General features: G+C 56.6%; 16 protein-coding genes. 3 read left to right on the top strand and 13 right to left on the bottom strand.

Going from position 1 to position 22,603, the window contains the following annotated elements:
* Positions 1-17: 17 nt before the first annotated feature.
* The 7 genes from H7C19_RS09230 to H7C19_RS09200 all read right to left on the bottom strand — a co-directional run bounded on the left by H7C19_RS09230 (position 18) and on the right by H7C19_RS09200 (position 7,077).
* Positions 18-1,046, bottom strand: coding sequence for a HoxN/HupN/NixA family nickel/cobalt transporter (locus H7C19_RS09230; RefSeq protein ID WP_313731504.1), 1,029 nt, complete (start codon positions 1,044-1,046; stop codon positions 18-20).
* Positions 1,043-1,537 carry a nickel pincer cofactor biosynthesis protein LarC2 gene (gene larC2 / locus H7C19_RS09225; protein WP_185142343.1) on the bottom strand — a complete coding sequence of 165 codons (495 nt, stop codon included), beginning with the start codon at positions 1,535-1,537 and terminating at the stop codon, positions 1,043-1,045. Before larC2 ends, H7C19_RS09230 begins: the two co-directional genes overlap by 4 nt.
* A complete protein-coding gene (locus H7C19_RS09220) occupies positions 1,521-2,189 on the bottom strand; it encodes a D-sedoheptulose-7-phosphate isomerase (protein WP_246469383.1) in 669 nt (222 codons plus the stop codon). The genes larC2 and H7C19_RS09220 overlap by 17 nt, the downstream gene beginning before the upstream one ends.
* A gap of 66 nt (positions 2,190-2,255) precedes the next feature.
* Entirely contained in the window at positions 2,256-3,311 is a 1,056-nt protein-coding gene (locus H7C19_RS09215) for a bifunctional heptose 7-phosphate kinase/heptose 1-phosphate adenyltransferase (RefSeq protein ID WP_185142341.1), read from the bottom strand.
* Positions 3,311-5,299, bottom strand: a complete 1,989-nt coding sequence (locus tag H7C19_RS09210) for a GSU2086 family protein (protein WP_185142340.1) — start codon at positions 5,297-5,299, stop codon at positions 3,311-3,313. Before H7C19_RS09210 ends, H7C19_RS09215 begins: the two co-directional genes overlap by 1 nt.
* Positions 5,289-6,290, bottom strand: coding sequence for a DUF4432 family protein (locus H7C19_RS09205; protein WP_221469129.1), 1,002 nt, complete (start codon positions 6,288-6,290; stop codon positions 5,289-5,291). Before H7C19_RS09205 ends, H7C19_RS09210 begins: the two co-directional genes overlap by 11 nt.
* Positions 6,291-6,294: 4 nt before the next feature.
* Complete coding sequence (locus H7C19_RS09200; protein WP_185142338.1) at positions 6,295-7,077, bottom strand: HAD family hydrolase; 783 nt, start codon at positions 7,075-7,077, stop codon at positions 6,295-6,297.
* Positions 7,078-7,313: 236 nt separating this feature from the next.
* On the opposite strand from H7C19_RS09200, the gene larE reads away from it, so the two are divergent.
* From larE to larC, 3 genes are read left to right on the top strand one after another with little or no spacing between them, the layout of a single operon-like run.
* Positions 7,314-8,144 (top strand): ATP-dependent sacrificial sulfur transferase LarE, encoded by an 831-nt coding sequence (gene larE, locus H7C19_RS09195; RefSeq protein ID WP_246469382.1) that lies wholly within the window; start codon positions 7,314-7,316, stop codon positions 8,142-8,144.
* A complete protein-coding gene (gene larB / locus H7C19_RS09190; RefSeq protein ID WP_185142337.1) occupies positions 8,144-8,839 on the top strand; it encodes a nickel pincer cofactor biosynthesis protein LarB in 696 nt (231 codons plus the stop codon). Before larE ends, larB begins: the two co-directional genes overlap by 1 nt.
* 4 nt (positions 8,840-8,843) lie before the next feature.
* The gene (gene larC, locus H7C19_RS09185) at positions 8,844-9,782 is read left to right on the top strand and encodes a nickel pincer cofactor biosynthesis protein LarC (protein ID WP_185142336.1); all 939 of its coding nucleotides are present in this window, start codon (positions 8,844-8,846) and stop codon (positions 9,780-9,782) included.
* A gap of 132 nt (positions 9,783-9,914) precedes the next feature.
* On the opposite strand, the gene H7C19_RS09180 is transcribed toward larC, so the two are convergent.
* From H7C19_RS09180 to H7C19_RS09155, 6 genes are all read right to left on the bottom strand, one after another.
* Positions 9,915-12,611 (bottom strand): alpha-mannosidase, encoded by a 2,697-nt coding sequence (locus H7C19_RS09180; protein WP_185142335.1) that lies wholly within the window; start codon positions 12,609-12,611, stop codon positions 9,915-9,917.
* Between the two features lie 28 nt (positions 12,612-12,639).
* On the bottom strand, positions 12,640-13,581 hold the full coding sequence (locus H7C19_RS09175; protein ID WP_185142334.1) for a sugar phosphate isomerase/epimerase family protein: 942 nt from the start codon (positions 13,579-13,581) through the stop codon (positions 12,640-12,642).
* Positions 13,568-15,172: a hypothetical protein gene (locus H7C19_RS09170; RefSeq protein ID WP_221469127.1), complete on the bottom strand. Its 1,605-nt coding sequence runs from the start codon at positions 15,170-15,172 to the stop codon at positions 13,568-13,570. Before H7C19_RS09170 ends, H7C19_RS09175 begins: the two co-directional genes overlap by 14 nt.
* Before the next feature lie 51 nt (positions 15,173-15,223).
* Positions 15,224-17,110 carry a hypothetical protein gene (locus H7C19_RS09165; protein WP_221469126.1) on the bottom strand — a complete coding sequence of 629 codons (1,887 nt, stop codon included), beginning with the start codon at positions 17,108-17,110 and terminating at the stop codon, positions 15,224-15,226.
* A 103-nt stretch (positions 17,111-17,213) separates the two neighbouring features.
* Positions 17,214-19,796 carry a glycosyl hydrolase 2 galactose-binding domain-containing protein gene (locus H7C19_RS09160; protein WP_185142331.1) on the bottom strand — a complete coding sequence of 861 codons (2,583 nt, stop codon included), beginning with the start codon at positions 19,794-19,796 and terminating at the stop codon, positions 17,214-17,216.
* Between the two features lie 13 nt (positions 19,797-19,809).
* Complete coding sequence (locus H7C19_RS09155; protein WP_185142330.1) at positions 19,810-22,569, bottom strand: alpha-mannosidase; 2,760 nt, start codon at positions 22,567-22,569, stop codon at positions 19,810-19,812.
* Positions 22,570-22,603 lie beyond the last annotated feature (34 nt).

Raw genomic sequence — 22,603 nt, 5'->3', positions numbered from 1 at the left:
GTCCCTTCGCTTTCGCGCTAAAGACGGAAAAACCGACCGGGGAATAATCGTCCTCCCCTTCTCCACCCAGCGTAACCTACGATCCATGCAACGGCAAAGAGGAGAACAAGACCGTAACCCCACCATCCTAGCTCGATATTCTCGATCCATTGCTGGATATTCCCGCTGCCGTCCCACTTGGCCAAGTACGTCTCCGTCAACTCGATCGCTCCGATCGAGAGAGCGGCGGCGACCGCGATGAACGTGACGGCGAGATTGTAATGGAGCTTCCGCAGCGGTTCCTGGAGCGCCCAGCGGTAGGCTTTGACCATCATGACGCCGTTCGCCGTGTCCATCAAGGTCATGCCCGCGGCAAACAGGAGCGGCAGCGCGAGAATGCCCGCGATCGGCAATGCTTGGTTCGCGGCCGTGCCGGACATCGCGAGCAGCGCGATTTCGCTGGCGGTATCGAAGCCGAGACCGAACAGGAAGCCAAGCGGATAGACATGCCAGCTGCGGCCGATCAGCTTGATGAGCGGCTTCGTCAGCCTGGCTAGGAATCCGTGACCGTGCAGCGATTTCTCGAGTTCGGATGCGGCAAGCGCACCTGCCCGGTATTTGCGGCGAACCCCGAGCAAGTTCATGAGAATGAACAGATTGACGACCCCTACGACGATGAGGAACATGCCGGAAACGGTCGCGCCCGCCACGCCTCCGATTTCCTGCAGCAACGGAAGCTTCCGCTGCGCCCAGCGCATGGAGACCGTTGTGGCGATTACCATGAGCAGGACGACGGAAGCGTGTCCGCACGCAAAGAAGAAGCCCACGCCCAGCGGATTCCGGTTTTGCTGCGTCAGCTTTCGGACCGTATTGTCGATCGCGGCGATATGATCCGCATCAAAGGCGTGCCGTAGTCCCAGCGTATACGCAATCAAGCCCATCCCCCATAATGCGGGATATGGGCCGGCCGTAACCCCGAGCATGGCGGCGCCGGCACCATGAAGAAGCAGTAGCGGAATGATGTATTTCCATAAGTCCCGAAACCCCGCGGAAAAATCGGCTTTCACTTCGCATCGCCCTCCTTATCCTGAACGAAGATCCGATACGCGTTCCTTGCAGCCTCGTATACCGTCTTCAAGGGAATGCCATGAGCTTTGGCCGCTGCCTCGCAATGGGCATATTCGGGGGCGAATTGCACGGTTTTCCCGCCCATGACGCCCACCTTGACGCCGATCGTCCCCCAAAGGGTTTCGACATCGACCGAATGGCGCTCAAGCCGTTTGCATTCCGTCCATATATACCTCATGCCCAGCGTCGTCGTCTCTTCGAAGACGATGGCCTCCATGAGATTCAGACGGTCGGCATTCGTCAAGACATTCAGCAAGAAACCCGGCCGTCCCTTCTTCATCAGGATCGGAATCCAGAAGACGTCGTGGGCACCCGCCGACAGCAGCCGTTCGCTCACGTACGGACAGAACTCCGGGTTCATGTCGTCCATGTTCGTCTGCAGCATGACCATTCCGTCTTCCCGATGCTCCCGCTTATGCTCCTCGAACATTTCGATCCTCCTCGATTGCGCCCTCGTGCCGGTCCCCGAAAAAGTCCTGTTCGACCATCATGCACAAGGTGTGGTAGATCGGAAGATGGCGTTCTTGGATGTCGGGCGTCGACGTCCAAGGCACCCGGATCGTCACGTCGCACAAATCGGCAAGCTTTCCTCCCCCGCTTCCGGCGAGTGCGATCGTCGCCACCCCCAGCGCATGCGCAACCTGAACCGCCCGAACGACATTGCCGGAGTTTCCGGACGTGCTGATCGCAATCAAGACGTCCTCCGGTTTCGCGAGGCCGTACACCTGCTGGGCGAACACCATGTCCGCCGCGACGTCGTTGGCATACGCCGTCATGAGGGCGGAATGGCTGACGAGCGAGATCGCCGGCAACGCCCCCTGCAGATGGTTGGCAAGATACGCGCCGTCCTCCCGAAATGCGGATTCCAGCAAGCCGCGCCGGTCCGAGGACAACGGCCGTTTGGACATGAACCCTTTCATCAGTTCGCCTACGATATGCTCGCTGTCGGCGGCGCTTCCGCCGTTTCCGCATACGAGCAGCTTGCCCCCTGCTTCGTACGCCCGCGATAAGCATCGGTAACCCGCCTCGATATCCTCCCGGCATGCCGACAAATCCGGGTATTTGGCCGTCAAGCTTGACAACCAGCGATCAATGATCGGATTGGAAAGCATTCTCGTTGCCCCTTTCGAATGACATTGGCGTGTGGTCTATCCGGCATGTACCGAGCGAATCTCGTCCGGCGAAGCGGTTCCGGTCGTGCCGATCTTCCGGATCACGACCGAAGATGCGCAATGGGCGAGCGCAGCCGCCTCCGGCCCCGTCCCTCCGGCGCCAAGCGCGCATAACGAAGCTGCGGCGAATGCGTCTCCTGCCCCGACGATATCGATGGGAGGCGGCACCGGCCGGGTCGGCACGAATACGCAGTTGTCCCCTTCCACCCAAATCGCGCCCTCGGAGCCAAGCGTCATGCAGCAGACGCCCTGTACTTCTCCCGACAAGCGGCGGGCCAAATCCGCCCATTCCTCCGGCGTCCTTGCCGTCGCCTCTTCGCGAAGCCAACCGCTGGCCTCCACCTCGTTCGGCTTCACGATCACGCCCCGGTACAATCCGATACGCTCGCGGCTGTCTACCATGACGATCTTCCCTTTCGCCGCCCATTCCGCCAGCTTGACGCGAATCCCGTCCCCGATGACGCCGAACGGCAGTTGGTCGGTCACGGCGATGATATCGCACTGCATAGCCATGGCATCCAGCATTTCGCCAAGCTTCTCGGCAAGCGCTTTGGGCAGCGGCCCGAAGTTTTGGAAGTCGAGCCTCGCATCCTCCTGCTGAACGTTCTGCAAGCCGGTGCGGATCGGTTTGCAATAGGCGGGCGTCATCCAATCGCGGTCGGTGATCAAATAAGACGTCTCGATGCCGCGGGCCGCCAGTAAGCCCTTTAACAGTTCGCCCCGCCAATCGTCGCCTACGACCGAGCAAACCATCACTTTGCCGCAGCCCAAATCTGCCAGATTGGCGGCAACGTTGCCTGCCGCGCCGGGCGAATACCGCTCGTCTACAATAGGCAGCGTATAGTGCGGCGTTTCGCGCGACAGCGTGCTGCGCGTAAGGTCCGCTACCCAGTAGGCGTCTAGGCACACGTCTCCGATCACCCCCGCGCGCAGCGAGCCGAAACCGTCCAGCAGTTGGCCCATACGCGCTTCGGTGATGCCGTCGGCGCGCCGAACCATCGGCTGCATCCGGCTTTTCTCCATGAGTTCCATTACTCTGCTCTCCCTCTGTCTCCGCGATTCGCCAAAGCTTGCCGTATGGCCGGAATGGTCTCCTGATGCAAGCCTTCAAAATGAAATCCGTCCCCGCCCAGGCTTGTCGGGCGGTGAATGATGTTCTTGCGCGGACGGTAGTAATAGTCCCAGTCCTCGTAACCGACCTTGCAATGATAATCCCCTAGCTTGACGATATCGAAGTTCGCCGTCGTGATCCGGCTGACGTTGTAGCCCAGATTGCGCGCGATCGACAGTGCTTTGAGCAGCACCTCCGGTCCCGTAACCGTCGAGCCGAAGTTCATATAGACGCCCCCGTCCAAACGGGTCACCGTGCCGGCGAAAATCCGGAAATCTCGGCCGCTCGCGCCTCCTTGCACGGAGAAATCGACGTCCGGATGTTGTTGAATGCTGTCCGTGCCTAGCGTGACGTGGACGGTGCAGGGGATGCCCGCACGGCTGCAAGCATGAAGCAAGCTGAATCGGGCATACGGATACAGCTCGGGATGACGGTTCATATGATCGATCAAGCTCTCTCCGTAACCGAGCCCTTTGCCGTACCCTTCCCGGAGCGCGCGATGAACGAGCGCGCCCGGTTCTTCCCACATGCCGAGCTTGCCGCTGCTCAGCGCTCCGGCATCCAGCTCCTCCGTCTGGCCGAATGCGGCGAGCTCCACGTCCTGAAAGGCTCCGGCGCCGTTCAGCGCCAGATGGGTGATCACCCCTTGCTCGATCAGCTCGATAAGGTCGGGCGATACGCCGTTGCCGATCACGTTGCCTCCAAGCGAGACGATCACCTCGCCTCCTTGATCGCGGGCTTCCCATATGCGCTGGGTTAAGATGCGGAAGGTCTCGTCCCGTTGGCCGGACCAGTCGGACTCCTTGCACGGCGACGGCCTCTCCAACACTTCGATGCGGAGAGACGCAAGCCGCTCCGCGATCGGATACAGCTTCCGGCGTTCGCGCGACAGACGTTCCACGCGCTCATAGCGGGGGAACGAAACGCCGAGCTCCCGCTTGCGCCGGAGCACACCGTGGAACAGATTCGGAATCGTCGCTTGATGAAGGCCGTGGAACAAATACCCCTGCCCGCCGATTTGCCCGAGACGGTCGATGAAATTGCGGCGCGGGCGATAGTAGAATTCGGAGGCGATTGCCGGCGGCACGTCATCCGCGTACACGGGCACGATATCGAAATTCGCCGCGACGACCGACGACATCGGAAGATCTTCATTCCGGCAAATGCTGACCGCCTTCAGGAAGATTTCCGGACCCGATATCGCGGAACCGAAGTTGAGGAAAACGCCGCCGTCCGCCATCTCCGCCACGGATTGGCACATCGTCTCGAAATCTTTCCCGCTCGTTCGACCCAGCGCCTCGAAGTCGGCGATCGGATGCTGATGGATGATATCCGTGCCGATCGAGATGTGGCACGTATAAGGCACGCCCGAACGTTGGCATTGGACAAAGACGCAATCGTCGTAATGAGGAAAACGTTCGGGGTGACGGTTCAAGTAGCGGTAAAGGCTCTCTCCGTATCCGAGGTTTTCCGAAGAGCCGAGCTGTATAGCTTCGTTCATGTAACGGCCGGTCTCTTCCCACATCCCGAAAGAGCCGTCCTCGATCGCGGTGGCGACGTCTTCGGACGTCTCTCCGAGGAACGCCAGCTCGAAGTCGTGAATGCTGGTCGCCCCGTTTCCCGATACATGGGTGACGATGCCTTGCCGCACCATTTCGATGACGTAGCGGGACATGCCGTTCTTGATGACGTGGGCGCCCATGGACCAAATGACCGGTTTTCCCGACGTTCTGGCGGCGACGACGGCTTCGATCAACCGCGCGAAAGCTTCCTGCTCTTTCCGCGCTTGCGGCCACGCTTCGGGCACGTCCGAATAAGGCTGAGCCATATTGCGGATCGTGACGAGATTGCGCCGGTCGAACACGGAATTCGTCTTGACCGCATCGAACGACAACCGCTCATGTCTCATCTTTTTCTCCCTCCTTGCTCAATTCAATCTCAAGCCAGGCGGACAAGCTGCCGTTCGGATCGAGCTTCAGGGCAGCCCCCCGCTCCGCCGCTTCGGCTAACGTCCACTTGGGCGGTACATTAAACGGCTCCAGTCCGATGTTGTACTCGTTTCCGAAGAAAGGAGCGTCCGAGTCGGCGGCGAAGTTCTGCCAGTACCAAACGTACGGCCATATGTCCGCGTCCCAACGAACGGTTAACGAAAGTCCGACACGATCGCCGGCGTCAAGTCGGTATTCCCCCGACCGGGATTCGACGGCTAGGAGCGGCCTTGGCGTCCCGGGCGACGCCATGACGGAGAGATCGACCTGTGAATTCGCCCCGGGCATCGCCGGCCAAACGCTTCTTTCCCCGGTTTCCATATTCACCACAACGGAACCGGGATGGAACCCGATGCGCGAATGTTCTTTCAGGAAAGGCGCCCCATAAGCCAGATGATGTCCCCAATTGAATTCGATCGGCACCGGCGACTCGTTGTACACCCTCTCTTCCATGCGCACCGCCGTGTCCCCATGCCTCAAAATGAACGTTTTTTCCACTTTCAGCGGCAACGAACGAAGGCGGTTGGTCAACTGCACGCGAAGCTCTTCCTCATCTTCGCGTATCAGCTCGTAATCCCAAGGCGTGATGGACGTTTCCCCCCGGTGCACCGTCGCGCCCCGGTACTCATGCGTCCGGCTCACCTCCGGCATCATCTCTTGCCAGCCGCCCAAGTAAGTCATCTGATAGTCGGGATACAGACCGTGTGCCGGAAGCAGCCCCGTGCGCGTATGCCAAATCAAGTCGGTATCCGTCGGCTTGTGCAGCCAGCGGACCGGTTCCCCTCCCCGATCCAGGAGTAAAATTACCTGTATAAGGTCGTTCTCCAGCATCAGGGTGCGGTATCCCTTATATTGCAAATCTTCCGTAAGCCGGCAGCCATGATTGCGATAACGTTTATAGTAGGATGGCATTCGGCTATAGCCCCAATCGAGACAGCCAGTCTTCGGGACGGCTGAAATCTCCCGCGATCCAGTCCGCCCCGGCCGCCTCGAGCCGCCGTTGCTTCACCGGATTCAGCCCTTCTCTTCGTTCCTCATCGCTCGCCAGCCCGAGCGCAATGCCGCCCGCCTCTTTGCCAAGCCGGATCTCAACCTTGCCGTCCCCGATCACCGCCAGTTCCGGTCCGCTGAACCCTTTGTCCCGGATCAAATCCTGCAGCACCTTCTCCTTGGAGCATTCCGCCTTGCCGACCGGAGCGCCGGCAATCCCGGTCAAGTACGAAGCGATGCCAAGCACTTCGGCTTCCCTCACGACATCGGGGTGATCCGTTCCGCTCGCCACATACATCTCGATTCCTCGGCCATGCAGTTCCCGGATGAAAGCGGCCGCTCCTTTGATCAGATAGTCTTCCGTCTGCAAATTGCCTTCGCCCAATTGCTTGACGCGTTCATTCACCCGCGCCAGCAGTCTTTCGTTATAGATGGCCTTGTATGCCCACGGGTCCAGAACGCGCTCGTTCCAGCCCTTCTCCTTCACCTGATCCGCCAGCCATTGCATCTGATAAATCGTCTGGATGCCGGTCGACTGATCGATATAATCGTCGATTTCGCGCTCCAGCTCCTTTTCCTGCGCTTCGGTCCATTCTTTGCCGCCTGCAATGGATTCTTTCATGAAAGGTCTCATGATTTCTTCCCAACCCGCGCGGAGGGTGGAGATCGTCCCGTCGAAATCGAACAATACTGCTCTCACGGATGCCATGCGAATACCGCCTTTCGCTTAATGATTAAGTTTTAAGGTGAATACAGGATCTTCTGGCACCTAGTTTATCAAGTCCCCGGTCAAATGAAAAGTATTTTCTTATTAAATAAATTATTTACTTGATTCCCTCTGTCTTTTATAATCAATATCGAACGCGGAAACCTGTTGAGTCCAGTTCGCAAGGTATTTTCTTAATGATTGACATAATACACTTTATGAACGGGAGGATCGCCATAATGAAAGACGTCGCAGCCTTATCCTTGGAAGTCAAAGACGCCCTGCTCGGATCGTTGCTTCGTTCGCTCGGCAGCGCGCTGGTTGCCTTCTCCGGCGGCGTAGACAGTACGTTTCTGCTTAAGCGGGCGCAGCAGGAGCTGGGCGACCGCGTCACCGCCGTTACGGCGGCTTCCGAAACGTTCCCGAGCCGCGAATTCGACGCCGCGGTGAAACTGGCATCCGATATGAAAGTCACTCATCTGTTGACGGAAATTTCCGAGCTGGACAATCGCGCGTTCGTCGCCAATGCGCCCGACCGCTGCTACCACTGCAAGAAAGGCCTGTACGCGCATCTGAAACGGCTGGCGGCGGAGCATGGCCTGCCGTATATGCTGGACGGCACCAACTTGGACGACCTCGGCGACTATCGTCCGGGCCTCATGGCCAAGACCGAAGAAGGCGTCCGCAGCCTGCTCCTGGAAGCAGGGATGACCAAAGACGACATTCGCGCGTTGTCCAAAGAGCTGAAATTGCCGACCTGGAACAAGCCATCCTTCGCCTGTCTCTCGTCCCGAATCCCGTATGGCACACCGATCGACCGCGAGAAGATCGATAGGCTGGACAAGTCAGAGCAATATTTGCTCGATCTCGGGTTTTACCAGGTCCGGGTCCGACATCACGGCGAAATTGCCCGCTTGGAATTGATGCCCCGGGACATGGCCAAGGCGATCGAGCATCATCATTCCATTGCCTCGGCCTTGCAAAGCTTCGGGTTCAAATACGTCACGCTCGACCTGCAAGGGTACCGAACCGGAAGCATGAACGAGATGCTCCCGAAAGGAGGTGCGTGATGAACGACCAACGGAACGGTGTGGACCCCGTAAACGATTATGCCCTTCTGGACATTGACCGAGAGAAGCGTCTCGGCTTTCCGGAAGTCGTCTTCGGCGAGAACAAAACCTCCGCGCAGTTGATCGGGATTGCCGAGCGCATGAGCGCGCACACCTCCAGGTTGCTCATGACTCGCGTGGACGCCGCGAAAGCGGTGCGGGTAACCGACTGCGTCTCCGGGCTCCAGTATCATGAGGACGCCCAGATGCTGACCGGCTTTAGGGCGATTCCGCAGCCGGAACGCGGCGGGTACATCGCGGTCGTCTGCGCGGGCACCTCCGATCTGCGCGTCGCCCAAGAAGCGGCGGTTACGCTGGAAATGATGGGCAGCCGGGTCGAGCGGATTACCGACGTCGGCGTGGCCGGGATTCACCGTCTGTTCGCTCGGCTCGAACTGATCCGCGGCGCGGACGTCGTCATCGCCATCGCCGGCATGGAAGGGGCGCTGCCGAGCGTGCTCGGAGGTTTGGTGGCGAAGCCGCTCATCGCCGTGCCCACTAGCGTCGGCTACGGTACCGGCCTGAACGGCTTGATCGCGCTGGGCGCGATGCTCAACGGCTGCGCCCCCGGGGTAACCGTCGTCAATATCGACAACGGCTTCGGCGCGGCATATGCGGCCGCCTCGATTCACAAGCAAATCCGAAGGGAGAACTAGCATCGTGAAAATCCTTTACTTGGACTGCATAGCCGGCATCAGCGGCGACATGACGTTGGGGGCGCTCGTCGACGCCGGCGCGGACCCCCGCTACATCGAGACGGAACTGTCCAAGATTGCCCTGCCCGCCTATTCCCTGCGGTGGAACCGCGTGGACAAACGGGGCATTTCCGCCCTCAAGGCGGACGTCGTTCTGGATCCAAACGTTCAACCCGCGCATCATGCGCATTACAGCGACATCGTCAAGATGATTCGCGCCGCCGGACTTCCCGAGCGGGCAACGGCCAGAAGTCTGGCCATTTTCGAAGCGATCGGCAAGGCGGAAGGGAAGATTCATGGCATTCCCTTGGAGAAAGTCCATTTCCATGAAGTGGGCGCGGTCGATTCAATCGTCGATACGGTCGGCGTCGCGCTCGCGCTCGAATCGCTGGAAATCGATGCAATCTGCTGCTCTCCCGTTCCGCTCGGCTATGGCACCGTCGTCTGCGCGCACGGCGTTTATCCAGTACCCGCGCCCGCGACGCTGGAGCTGATGAAGGGCAAGCCGCTGGCACCGTTGCCGATACCAAAAGAGTTGACCACGCCGACAGGAGCCGGAATCGTTTGCGCGCTCGCCGACGATTTCCACGTCACGCTGCCCGCCATGACCGTCCTGTCCGTCGGCTACGGCGCGGGAACTCGAGACTTGGACGAGCGTCCGAACGTGCTTCGCGCAGTCATCGGGAACCGGGTGATTGCACAGGCGGACCTGTATCCTTCCCATCTGGCGAATTCGCATCATACTCATCATGGCCACGACCACGATCATCATGAACATAAGCGCGAGCATCACGATCATCATCGTGATCATGAGCACCATCTTCATGAACATCACGACCATCACGACCATCACGATCATCATGACCAAGATGATAACGGCCATTTTCATCCTTCGTCCGAATAAACGGGCATCACTGTTCCGATGAAAAAAGCTCGTAAATTGCCATAAGAGCAAATTTACGAGCTTGTTCGTTGTTAAGTTGGTGCGGTCGAGAGACTCGAATCTCCACGGGGAGTTAGCCCACTGGAGGTAATATTAGTTCAGCTTGAACGTCGCGATTTTCTTCGCGCCGAGCCGCGTCGCGAACGCACTGCCTTCCGCGGCTACCGGTTGCTTCGGTTCCTCCAGCAGGTTCGTCTGCAGCACCGAACCGAGCGCTCCGCCGGCGGCATACGTCACGCGCACGTCTGACGCCTCCGTCTCTACGTTGTAGAGACGGATGATCGGACCGCTGCCATCCTGCGCCCACTTGAGCGCCGACAGCATCGCGTCGCCGGCCACTTTCAGCAGTACGCCGGTGCGCGGCAGCGCGGGCTTGCCGGCGTTCGGATCCGGCCTGCGGAACGTCGTCGTGATGCCGGTATCCTGCACCCAGGCGCGCCCGCGATCCCAGCGGTCATCGTCAACCGGCCATTGCTTCGTCAGCAAGCCGGAGGTGAAGCGCTCCGCTTCCTGGTACAGCGTTGTCGCATTCACGCCGGCGAACGGGCGGATCGCCAGCTCGAACCGGTACGAGCCGAGGCATTGGCCTTTTGGCTGAATGTCGTTCTCCATTCGGACAATTTCGCGTACGTTAATCGTTTCCGTCCCGCGCAACAGCGTCAGGGCAAGCGTCTCCCCGTTGCCCAGCGCTTCGTATTCGACCGTTCCTTTGGCATATACGGACAAGCCGGAAGAATCGCCCTCTAACGACGCGACCCATTTCCAGTAAGGATACGCGAATGCGCTGCGCTGATAGTCCCTGCCGATGTCCCACGGACGCCTGACAACGTCGTATTGCGCGCCGGCCCAGACATGCGACGCCGGGTTTACCGTTGGGAACAGCAGACGGATGCGGTGGTATTTGGCCTTGTTGTCGATGTCGACGGTCAGCTTCACTTGCGTCGAGTTGCGGTCAAGCCGCAGCGTCGCCTTAAAGCCGCATGTCGCCATTTCGTCGGTGCGGCCGCTGAGGTCGTCTTTCAATCCCGCCGGCACATCCCAGACAAACCGATACGTGACCGCTTCATACAACTCGTTCTTCGCCACGTCGACGACTTCGATCGGGCCGTCGAATCGCTGCGGCTCGCCTTGTTGCGTGAACACGTACAAATCGCCGCGATCGCCGCATTCCTCGAACGCGCCGAGTCCGGCACGAACGACGCCGGTCGCTTTATCCGTGATGTCGAAGGAACCGTTCGACCTCAGTTCGATGCGCAAATGCGTGTTCTCCAGCATGACCGGGCCTGCCGCAGCGTCGTCCGCATCGGCTGCCGGCTCAAAAGCCTCGCCCGCTATGATACGGTATGTCGTATAGCCAAGCGGCCCTGCCTGCGGCGCCCACTCGATATCGAACCGGTTTACGTCGATGACGCCCGGAAGGTTGATCGGGCTCAGCACGTAATATTTGCTCGGCGCTCGGCGAATGATCCGGTAAGGCACGGACTCTCCGTCCTCGTCCTCGATACGGAATGATTCGACGCCGTCCTCCAGCAAGAAGTACACCGAAGTGGCGATGACTTCCCGGTTCGCCGTCTGCGACGGGTTAAGCACCAGCAGCTTCTGATCGCCCCTTCGGAAGTCGGATTCGCTCACCTGCTTCGCGATGATATCCAATTTGCGCTGCAGCAGCTCACCGCCGATTTGCTTCAGGTTGGCGTACCGCTCCATCATTTGATCGTGAACCGCGTCTTGGCTGCAGCCGCAAATGCTGTCGTGCGGATGGTTCTGCATGTACAGCTTCCACATGTAGCGCATGTAATCCGTATCATACTTGTCCAGATCGAGAGACGCTGCGAACACGCTGACCGGCTCCAGCAGCTTCTCCAGCAGCTCGTGCCCTTCCTGATTCGCCTGCTTCAGATAGACGCGCGCCGACAGCGTTCCGCTTAGTATCGAATAATCGAATTGCTCGCGCAGCTCCCCTTCAACGACCGGGAACGGCTGGTCGGCGTTATTCTTCAAATTCTCGATCGCGGCACGGGCGTAGCTATCCAGACGGCCGTGTACGAACTCGTACTCGTCTCCGTACAGACGGCGAAGCTTGTCGAGTACCGCGGTCAGATCTTCCTGCGCTTCCAAATGGTCGACGCCGTTCATCATCAGGTAGTGCGGCACGTTGTGGATCCGTTCCTCGCGCCCTTGAATATTCGGGAACACGATTTTCAGCTCGTCTTCGTCGTTCGGCAGCCGCTGCGCATTGTTGTACCAGTGAGCCATCAGAATGCCGGTCACCTCCGAGCCGTCTGGCGCCGTCCAGCGAATGAACGAGCTGCCGTGCTTGGCGGCGTCATAGCCGCGGCCGAACACGCTGACGTCGAGCCCGACTTCGCGGAAGATTTGCGGCATCTGGCCGGCCAATCCGAAATGGTCCGGCAAATAGCCGACCTTCATTTCGCCGCCCAGCTCGCGGGCTGTCCCAATGCCTTCGATCAGGTTGCGCGTCGTCGATTCGGCGCTGGTCAAGAACAGATCGTTCTGTTCGTACCAGGGGCCGACAAGAATGCGGCCTTCGCGTATCCAGTGGAACAGGCGCTCCTTGCGTTCCGGCCTGATTTGCAAATAATCGTCGAGCACGATCGTTTGGCCGTCGAGGTGGAAGTAACGAAACGACGCGTCCTGCTCGACCAGATCGAGCACGTTGTCGATTAGGTTGACCAGCCGATAGCGAAATTGTTCGAACGTCAAATACCATTCTCGGTCCCAATGGGTATGGGAGATGAAATGAACTGTTTTTTTGCCCGACGTGGTCATGTTGGGAGAACTCCTCTCAAAATAGAATTTACGAATTCAAAAGAATATCTTCTCTTTCCCGGAAGTAAGAGGCGGTCTGGAACACAAGCCGATCAAGCGTTTCCTTGTCGGATTTGCCGTACATGGCAGGGTAGGGATCCCCGCCGGGTCCCAGCGGTTCGGCCGTAACATACCTGCCTTCACGGTTGTAGCCGAGCAAATAGAGCGCCATGATAACGATATCCAAATCCATGGAACCGCTGCCGAGCGCTCCGCGGCTGCTGTCCGCGATATGCAGATTGAGCAGTTGTTCCCCCGCCGCCAGCAAAGCTTCTCCAATATGCGATTCTTCGGATTGCATGTGGTAGACATCCGCGTTAATATGCTGAACCCCTGCATGAGATATTGCTTGGATGTAGGCTCGGGCGTCGGCAATCGTGTGGACGAAGCTGACCTCGGCCGAGCGGATGGGTTCGATTGCCGCTTTCACATTTGCTTTGACGAACCGATCGGCCACAATGCTTAAAGTTTCGACGCTGCGGTCGAACTCCATGTCGTCGTAAGGAATCGGTCTGCCTACCGCTCCGGGAACAACCAGGACATACGTCCCTCCTATTTCAGCTGTAAACTCGATTTCCCGTTTCAAGTAATCGATTGCGGCTTGCCGGTGAATGGCGCGGTTACTCGATAAGTCGTTATCCTTGGAAAACATGCCGCACACGCCGGCGACTTGGATGTCAAATGCATTCAGCACCTCTAAGGTTTCGTGTGGCTTATACCCGAGGTCTCGTCCGTAATGATTTCCATGCAATTCGATATACCGGATCCCCGCCTGATGCAATCGCTTTGCCGAATCTTGCAGAGGCTCGATCCCAAACCCCCAATTGCTCCAGGAAAGATTCAGACGCCTTTTCAACTTGTCCGGATGATTTTGTTTCAATGCCTCAAAGCCATTTCGAATTTGCTCATTTTTTTTCTCATAGTTTTGCATGCCCGTCGATCCCTTCATACATCGGATAGATTCCTTCAACCGGGCTGATGCCGATGACTTGCTCGCCATGCCACCGCACTTGGTACGATTTATGATAGATAAACTCGTCTTCCTCGCACGTCTCGGGAATGAACTTAACCTCATAAGACAGCCCCGCTTGCAAATTGCGAATGACGGCATAACGGTCCATCATCAGAAACGCTACAGGTTCGTTATCGACACAAATCTGCAAAGAGGATGGCTTTGTTCGCTCTGGTATGCGAACCAGAATATTCTTCGCCGCCTTGGGCGTGATGACGATTCGGCCTTCTTTGGGCAGATCGCTTCTCACTTCGGCCAGGTCGTTCTCCCAGGAGAACAATAAATTAACCATAATCCCCCATTCCGATTCGGTAATGATATGCTTGGTGAATTCGCAGATCGCCTGAACGGCCCCCTGGGTGATGTCTATCGTATTAATGGCAGAGTCTTCTTTCTGCAAATGGCTGCTGGGCGTCGGAAATCCGAATCCTCCGATCATCCTTTCCTTCATATCGCATTCATGGTCTCCTGCCGGATTGGGGACTTCCTCAACAAAGTCATTTTTCAACACCTGACTGGGCAATAAGGAGGAGCGCATGAAAGTCTCGGCATGCGAATAGTATTTCCGATCCGAATGAGCAGCCAACAGCAGCTGGATCTGGATCAAGTCGCCCACTTGATTGACTTCGCCTTGATCGGTTTCCAGCCAAGCTTGTTCCTTGCACCATCCATATGAGCTGTAAAATTCCCGAAGACCGATTTCATACACGTTTCGAATCTGTTCCGTCAGGATGGGATCCTTCGCGAGAATGGCATATTCCAATATGCCGCTTAGGCTCGAAGTTATGGAATGGATATGATTGGCGGCTTGATCTTGGATAAGGCCTTCCGGAGAAAAGCAATGCCGCATGGTGCTTCTGCTGTGCGCCGCGCAAAGCTTCAGGGCTTTCAGATTGCCGGTCTCCCGATAATACTTCAACATCGCGCCGACCAGCCTTCCCTGAACTAACGGATAAGCATACTGGATCGTGGCGAACTCTTTTTCCCTATCCATATTTTTCGCCAAATGATAGGAAAGGGCGCCGGTTGAAAAATCGGTGAGCCGGTATACGATATCCACGAATCCGTCAGCAATATTAGCGGCAGCTTCATGATTCCTCAATTTGATTAACCAGGTGAGGCCCTCCAAACCTTCCCGAAGGTTATGGAATTCCACGAATCTTTTGTTCTCCCGATCGGGATCATAGTAAGAAGGCAGGCAATCCTCATTGCTGCAGCAATCTATCAAATACCTCGTGTAGACATGCTCCCCATGCTCGGGAATCCGCTCTCCCGTAATTTCTTCCGTATAAAAAAGCGCGTCCAACGCTCTTCCCGTCACATGCGGAACACCGATCTGAACGGCATGGTTGGCGAAGGCCGTTCCTTCTTTGGTCCTGATGATGCCGAAGAAAGGTTCTTCATCCTTATCTTTGTCCAACATCCGGCATATGTAGGCTGTTGCCAATTGCAGCCTCTCCGTTAAGTCGGCATCATACCATTGAATTTGTTTCCAATCCCTTTGCATCATAAGATCTCCCTCGCTCAACATTTTTTTGACGAACCCAGGCAAGCGTAAAGCTTACCTGAGTTCGAATATTTTATATTGCCGCCCACCCGCCGTACCTGCACCGCCGTCATTCCCGGGCGCCGTCCAGGACAAGACCGCAGAACTCGAAGCGACCGAAGATACTTTCAAATCCGTTACCGCGCTCGGCGCAATCGTATCGATAGTCGATGTTTGCAAATACGTATCGTCGGCACGGTACGTCAGATTGTTGGTCCACATGTAATACTCGTATCGAATCGTTCGCGCCGCCGCTTGCAGTGCTACGGTTTGCCCGAACGACGCCCAACTGGTCGTCGTGCCGATCGGGAGATTATCCGTTTGGATGATCGTCCCGGTGCTGTCAAATTGGCGGATGACTAAAGACAACGAACCGTTGGCGCCTTCGGACATAAACTTCCCGCCGAAGCGCAATATGCCGCTCGTACCGCCAGCAATGGACACATCTTGATAGATGCTGTTCGTTCCAACGCAAGTTCCGCCGCAGTTGCTGGCCAGATACGGCGTTCCATCCGGCGAGTTGTTCGGCAAGCGGTAGACTGACCGATTCGTGCCCGGTCCCAAGCGGTACCAGTAATCCATGGTCGACATCCCAAAATCGCTGTTTTTCAGCAAATTGGCGGATTTCTCCAGACGATACCAATAAAGCCCGTCATCGTTCGCATCGTTCGAACGGCGGCCATAGGCCAGATAGATGAAGCCGTCGGTCGGATCCTTGTACATCCCCGCATACTGCACATTGCATGGAAGAATTCCGTTCGCGTCTTCCGAAGCCCTACTGGAGTAGATGACCGGATTACCGCGCGGAAACTGATCCCAGGTCGTGTTCGTAAGCGAGCTGCTGCGAAACAGCCCGTAATCCCAGTTTTGATTGGACGTACACGCCAGGTTGACATCGGCCGCTTCCACCAGGTGGTAATAGTAGCTCCCCTCCTGAATCATGCTTCCGGCTCCGCCGCCGACGGAGCCGCCGGTCGCCCAGCTCTCGCGCCATGTTGCCGAATCGTTGAGCGTCATCACCGCGTCCGCCGGAACGCCTTGCGCCGAATCCCCGGCGATCCAGTTCTGGAAATCGGCCGTCTTGGCAATGCCGCGATAGCCGTGGACGCCGTCGTAGCCGTGGAAACCGACCCAGTAGTACGTGCCGTCATACTTGAAAATATTAAACGTACCTTCGTCGTGCACTTTGCCCGGTCCGCCGGCAATCACGGAACATTTTTTCGTCGCCGTATTGCAAATCTGATTCCACAACTGCCCCCCGGTAAGAACAGGATTGCCTTTGGCCGGCGCTATGGTGAAAAGACCCATCGGATCAGCGCCGGAACGGGAGAGCATACAGCCTTTCCAGCTCGAATCGTCGGAACACTGAAACAGGAAGTGCCACTGATTCTCGGTTGCATTGTAAATCACGTCGCCGTCGGTAGCGTCGCAAGCGTACGGAGTACCGGCAACGTGAGGAAGGACTAGGACAGTCAAAGACCAGGTGACGCCTTTATTGGTCGACTTGCGCACCTGCATTTCCAGCGCGGTTCCTCCCAAACAAGTCGAGTCTGGCACATACTTGCGATTGAACAAGTACCAGGTGCCGTCACTCATCATCTTGACCTGAGCGCCGTCGAAATAGCTTTTGAACCCGGTGCTTGCCTGCGTATCTTTGCGCAGAAACACCCAATCGGCGTTGCCGTTCCAATAATCGGCCATCGTGCCGGGCGTGCTAGTGCCGATGGCCGCATGCGCCGTTGACGACAACGGCGAGGTGCGAGGTACGAAAGCAATAAACGACTGCATGATGAAAGCGACTCCAATAGCAATAAGCCAAACGTTCTTCACTCTGATCTTGGCAAGCATACGATCATCTCCCTGATCAAAAGAGATATCAAATGAGGCGACTTGATAAAGCATGCCTGTTACTTGCGTCGTTATTGGTATAAACATAGTTGTCGAGCTTATTTCGCGGTACACGAAAATTTCTTTCATTTGGAGTCTTGACATTTTACCGCTGCTCTCATTCGTAAGAAGTGTTCATGGCTTTTACGAGCCAGAGCCGGTCCTGAGGCAAAATGTCCTCGAAGTGCCGCTCAACGGTCTCGCCGGGAAAAATCAGAAATCCGTCTTCCAGCGGCCGGACAACCGGGCGACTACCGCTGTCTTCAGGCGCTGTGCCGCTTATCCTTACCCATAGCGCAACTGTGTCTCCCGTATTTCTAACCGAGACATTTGTTCCGCCGGCTTCTTCCTTCGTCTCCCATTCAATCGAAGTCATGGGCAGAGAAAGAAAGGCTTGCAGCGGCGGTTCCTCGTCCCGTTCCTTGACGGCGAAAACGTATTCGTTGTCCGCTAACACTTGCCGCTCCACAGAATCGACTACTTTGAGCGTGACGAAAAAAGCCGTAAGTCGGGGAACCTGAAATTCAACTGTGCCGGCACAAATTGTTGGTTTCCTTGTATCGCGCAGCGTATACAAGCCTTCCGAAATTTTGCAACCCGTTTCATTCCTTGCCGCCCATTCCACTGTCAGATCGTTTGCATTAATGCCATCATTCGTTAGGTAGATCGTTGCCCGAAAAGCATCGCCAGACCCAAAGGAAATTCCGTCATACTGCAACGAGACGTGCAAATTACGATTCGCTTTCGCCACCCAGCTATAGGCCAGCTTCGGGTTGCCGAAATAATCGATAGCGCTCGTACAGGATACGTTCGGATACGGTTCGTTGAGCTGCCATAGCAGACTTCCGCTGCAGCGAGGCGCTCTCCTGCGGTTCGCTTCGACGGCGTAGCGGATGCCTTCCGCTTGCAGCCACTGCGACGCCATAACCATCCGTTCGAACGTGCCGAATGAAGAGCCGAACAAGCTTTGCAATTGGTCGTCCATATTCCAATACTCATAGCCATGCAAAAGCCATTCAACCGATTCGGAATGCCCGGCTTCCATTCTATGCGCCGGAAGGAACCGTTCTATACTTTCTATAGAAGCAAAGCCGTCTCCGCCATATTCACTGTGCAGCAACGCATCGCTATTGTTATACAGCCGGTAATGCTCGGTCGCTCCCGCATATTTCCAAGGTCCGTGCACATCGTACATCATTCCTTTGCCGACGTTCTCCCCTTCGAGGAAAAAAGACGGGCCTGAGGGCGAAGTGGGCAGGAACAGCCTCGATTCGTCGAGATCGGATACCAGATCCCGAAGCAGGCGCAGGTTAGTCTGTCTGCCGGTAAGCGGCACCATTTGGCTATCCAGATGTCCTCCCTCAGTCAACTCGTTGCCGCCGCACCATATGGCCAAAGACGGGTGATTGCGTTTCTCCCGGATCACCTGCCGCATCGTATGCGAGACGGTATGGAGAAAGGCAGGGCTTACGGACGGTTCGTTATTGAAGCCCGAGCTGGATTGCATCATCTCTTGCCAGACGAGAATGCCCGCTTCGTCGCATAGCCTATAAAACAAAGCCTTCTCGATCAGTCCGCCTCCCCACACGCGGAGCATGTTGACATTGGCCCGTTTGGAAAGAGCAATCAGATGTTTAAGCTGGTCCTCGCGGTGCCTGCCGTACAGTTGATCGGCAGGCACCCAGTTCCAACCCTTGATATAAATCGGTTCTCCGTTCACTTCCACCGTGAAGGCCAGCGCATCGGAGGGGGCGCCGGGATTGGCGCGGAACGACAGCGTACGGAAGCCAATACGAGCTTCATGATCGTCGGAGCGGCAGTAACCGCGTTCCGAATCGGCTACCTCAAGCCGCAGCTTCAATCGATATAGCGGCTGCTCTCCGTAACCGTTAGGCCACCACAGCCGCACGTTCGGAACGGAAATCCGCTGCCTGATCGTTTGCAATCCGGGAACCGCATCGCCTTCATTACTTGCCGCTCCGGCGAGCTGACCGCCTGGTTCGTACAGTTCGGCCGTTAGTCGGTATCGACCCGACTGTCCGCTCTCGACCGCGGCGCTCACCACCGCTTCTCCGCTCCCGTCCGCTCCGGGAACCGCTTCGATCCTGACGTTGTCGAACCGGCTCCATTCCGATATTTTCAGGCTTACTCCCTTCCATAATCCGATATGCACAAGCTTCGGACAGAAATCCCATTTATAGCCGAACCTGCTTTTGAGATGATTCACCTGGTCGGTGTAACCAAGCTGCGCCACCCCGTCCGGCGATCGTTCCAGCACCACGAGAAGCGCATTATTCTCGCCATATCGCAGCGATTCCGACAGATCGAATTCACCCGGAATAAACATCCCCGTGTGGCGCCCTATCTCCTTGCCGTTTAGCAGCACTTTCGCCGAATAATCGACGCCCTCAAGCAATAGCGTAACTTTTTTGCCTCTCCACGACTCTTCGGCGGCAAAGGAGGTTCTATACAGCCAGTCTCGTTGGTTCACCCATTCGCAAGCTAGCGCGTTCGCGCCATAGTAGGGGTCGGGCAAATAGCCCGAACGGTGCAGATCCCAATGTACGCTTCCAGGTACTTCAGCCGGAATCCACGGGACTATCCCCTTTAGTTGCACGCCCACTTCCATGCTCCGTCCGAATGCCCAGAAGCCGGGATACGATCCCGTCAACTCCCAATTTTCCGTCAAATCGATGCGCATCGGTTAACTCCCCTTATGAAAACCATAGCTTCAAGGTTACGATTTCTTTGGGCTTAGCCGTAACGCTCAAGATGTTCCCTTGCTCTACTTGAGCCGTACCGATGGTCTGCTCATCCAAATTCGTCCACTCCGCCTTGATTACCGGATCAACCGGTTGAATGCTCCCGCTCGTCTCGATATTCGAGCAGTTCCACAATCGGATGATCCAAGCGTTGGCATCGTCTTCGGCCTGTTTGCAGGCACTGACAATCAGATCGGAACCCGTTAGGTTCAGATAAGAGTGCCGGGAGGGTAAATTGCTTTCTCGCCTGTGCAGCGTCTCGAAGGCTACCGGTCCCGGTTTCCGATTCACGGTCCGAATGCCAAGCGCGAATTGTTGCTGATCTGTAACCAAGTCGCCCCATGATATGCCGGCGGGATCGAAAGGCCGGAACGCATACTCGAATTCCAGTCGTCCCAGTAATTGTCCGCCGTCGCCTCCGTCGCTTAGCACCTCATCCCTTGTGCTCCGGTATAACGTAATCGCTGCCGTCCGCGTCCGGTCATCGCGTAGTTGCGCTTCATAAAGCCCCTTGCTGTATATGGCGAATCCATGCTGTTCGCTCCGGATGGCCAGCAACCCGTTCGAAGGTACGATGCCGCTGTCTTTCTCCATGTGACGGCTATAATCCGGTTGTTGGACGCTTCGCTCCACGACATCGAACGGGGTTCCCGTATAATAACGATTGCTGGCGACCCGCGTCGGGAACAGCAGCTTCAAACGGTGGTCGCGTACGCCGTTATCCACAATCGTGCGGCAGCGGATGATCGGGTCATCCTTGCGAAGCGTGATAAAGGTCGTGACCGGCAGACTTATCCGCTTGTCCGAGCGATTCGTTCTTTCCGGGGCAATCTCTTCCGGCACTTCCATCTGCAACGCAATGCGCAGACAGGTTTCCAGGGGCCCGTCATGCATGACGGACACAGACGCGCGGCCGACCGCAGTGCTTACCGTTTCGTTCCCAACCGGAGCAATATACTGCCAGCCGTCCCCAATATCGGCCTGATCCTCGAAAGTCAACAAGCCTTCCGTTTCATAGCCGGTCTCCAAATCGCGAAGCAGAAGCGTACCGTTCGCCGCAAACTCCAAGCGGATCTTGCCATTTTCCCACACATTCGGAGATACCTGCTGACTGCCGATATAACGTACGGGCTCCGTATTCCGGCGAAATCCATATTCTCCGTTGCCCGGCGGCTCGGATGCATTCATATCGACTGTATACGTCGTATAACCGAAAGCGGGAATGTCGCATTTAAACGCGACAGTGAACCTGTCTACCTGCTCCCCATGAGGAATATCGCGGTAGGGACGCCATCTTCTTACGCTCTTTTTCTTCACGCTTATGACCTGAAAAGGCACCTCGCGGCCTTCCGAATCCAGCAATCTGAAGTTCGAGCCGCCGATCTGCGGAGATACGGCCGGCACGGCCGAATTCGGCGGCAGCTCCAATTCAACTTGAACCACTCCATGAACAGGGCGCTGAGACGAATTGAACAACACAACGGCATGACGCCCTTCCAATGCCTTATCCGCGATATGCCCCGACACATAAGCGAACGCTTCGGTCAGCATTCCTTCCCCGAGGGAACGGCTCTGGGCAAAGCGATACAGCATATCTTCGTGAACCAGAGTGATCGAGCATCCGCATATCGAGTCGTGCGGATGATTCTCAAGCAAATGCTTCCAGGCTTGATCGAGAAATGCTTTCGGGTAAGGGCGGCCTTCTCGTGACGCAAACGAGTTCCACGGCTCCGCCCATCCGGTCAGCAAGTTCTCGCAGTTTTGGTTCTGCTGCTTGAGATGAACGCGAGACGAAAGAACGTTAGCCAGTACCATGTTATTGACGCCGTTATAGCCAGGTACGCGCTGTTCGCCTTTGAACACTTCAAGCTCGCCGATACGGGTTCGCAGCGCTGAAAGATAAGCTTCAATCGTACTATGCTCCCACTCCACGCCCGAGGTCCTGTCGTTTAACCGCTCAAGCATCCCGCCCAGATTCGGTTCGATCTCGATATGGTCGCATCCGTCGAGGCTGAGCGCGATGTTTGTTGTAGCGCGTTTATTTTTGTAGTCGAGCATAGCTTCGGCGCGTCGGATCAACTCTTCCTCCTCGTATTGAAACGCCCGATCCGCAAACGGCCAACGCAAGAAGAAGTAAAAGTCGCTGTACGATCTGTCTTCGTCCAGCTTCAGACCAAGCACCCTGCTTCCGTCGGCTCCTTCCCACCATATTTCCGCAGGATCCCCGTTGCCGTAAAAGCCGCGGAACAATACCGCATTATCGATCCCGAACCCTTGAAATATTTGCGGCATCTGACTGTTGTGTCCGAAAATATCGGTCACATATCCCGATTTCATCGGTTCGAACCCCATCTTTCTCGATTGCCGGAAGCCGGTCAGCAAATTACGGACAAGCGACTCTCCGCTCACCAGAAATTCGTCAGGCATCACATACCATGGGCCCGCAGCCAACCTGCCTTCCTGCAAATACTTCAACAGCTCATTTTCCCGTTCCGGGCGTATTTTCAGGTAATCCTCGATCACGATCGTCTGACCGTCCAGCATGAAATGACGGTAAGAAGAATCCTCGCGAAGACGATCCAGCAATTCATCCATCATATAGACGAGCCGCGTCCGAAAACTCTGAAAGTCCTGATACCACTCCCTGTCCCAGTGCGTATGAGAGACTACGAATATTTTGTTTAGTTGTTTGTTCTGTTGCTGTAGGGTCATTTCTCCGGATTCTCCTATCCTCTGTCGAAATAAG

It is taken from the genome of Cohnella nanjingensis (genome assembly GCF_014212125.1).
GTDB lineage: Bacteria > Bacillota > Bacilli > Paenibacillales > Paenibacillaceae > Cohnella > Cohnella nanjingensis.
This window is presented reverse-complemented; position numbering and strand designations above follow the sequence as displayed.

What these genes read in the sequence shown, in the direction of transcription:
- larC2 (WP_185142343.1), bottom strand. Translation starts at nt 1,537, where the DNA reads ATGTTCGAGGAGCATAAGCGGGAGCATCGGGAAGACGGAATGGTCATG.
- H7C19_RS09215 (WP_185142341.1), bottom strand. Translation starts at nt 3,311, where the DNA reads ATGGAACTCATGGAGAAAAGCCGGATGCAGCCGATGGTTCGGCGCGCC.
- H7C19_RS09210 (WP_185142340.1), bottom strand. Translation starts at nt 5,299, where the DNA reads ATGAGACATGAGCGGTTGTCGTTCGATGCGGTCAAGACGAATTCCGTG.
- H7C19_RS09205 (WP_221469129.1), bottom strand. Translation starts at nt 6,290, where the DNA reads ATGCCATCCTACTATAAACGTTATCGCAATCATGGCTGCCGGCTTACG.
- H7C19_RS09200 (WP_185142338.1), bottom strand. Translation starts at nt 7,077, where the DNA reads ATGGCATCCGTGAGAGCAGTATTGTTCGATTTCGACGGGACGATCTCC.
- larE (WP_246469382.1), top strand. Translation starts at nt 7,314, where the DNA reads ATGAAAGACGTCGCAGCCTTATCCTTGGAAGTCAAAGACGCCCTGCTC.
- larB (WP_185142337.1), top strand. Translation starts at nt 8,144, where the DNA reads ATGAACGACCAACGGAACGGTGTGGACCCCGTAAACGATTATGCCCTT.
- H7C19_RS09180 (WP_185142335.1), bottom strand. Translation starts at nt 12,611, where the DNA reads ATGACCACGTCGGGCAAAAAAACAGTTCATTTCATCTCCCATACCCAT.
- H7C19_RS09175 (WP_185142334.1), bottom strand. Translation starts at nt 13,581, where the DNA reads ATGCAAAACTATGAGAAAAAAAATGAGCAAATTCGAAATGGCTTTGAG.
- H7C19_RS09170 (WP_221469127.1), bottom strand. Translation starts at nt 15,172, where the DNA reads ATGATGCAAAGGGATTGGAAACAAATTCAATGGTATGATGCCGACTTA.
- H7C19_RS09165 (WP_221469126.1), bottom strand. Translation starts at nt 17,110, where the DNA reads ATGCTTTATCAAGTCGCCTCATTTGATATCTCTTTTGATCAGGGAGAT.
- H7C19_RS09160 (WP_185142331.1), bottom strand. Translation starts at nt 19,796, where the DNA reads ATGCGCATCGATTTGACGGAAAATTGGGAGTTGACGGGATCGTATCCC.
- H7C19_RS09155 (WP_185142330.1), bottom strand. Translation starts at nt 22,569, where the DNA reads ATGACCCTACAGCAACAGAACAAACAACTAAACAAAATATTCGTAGTC.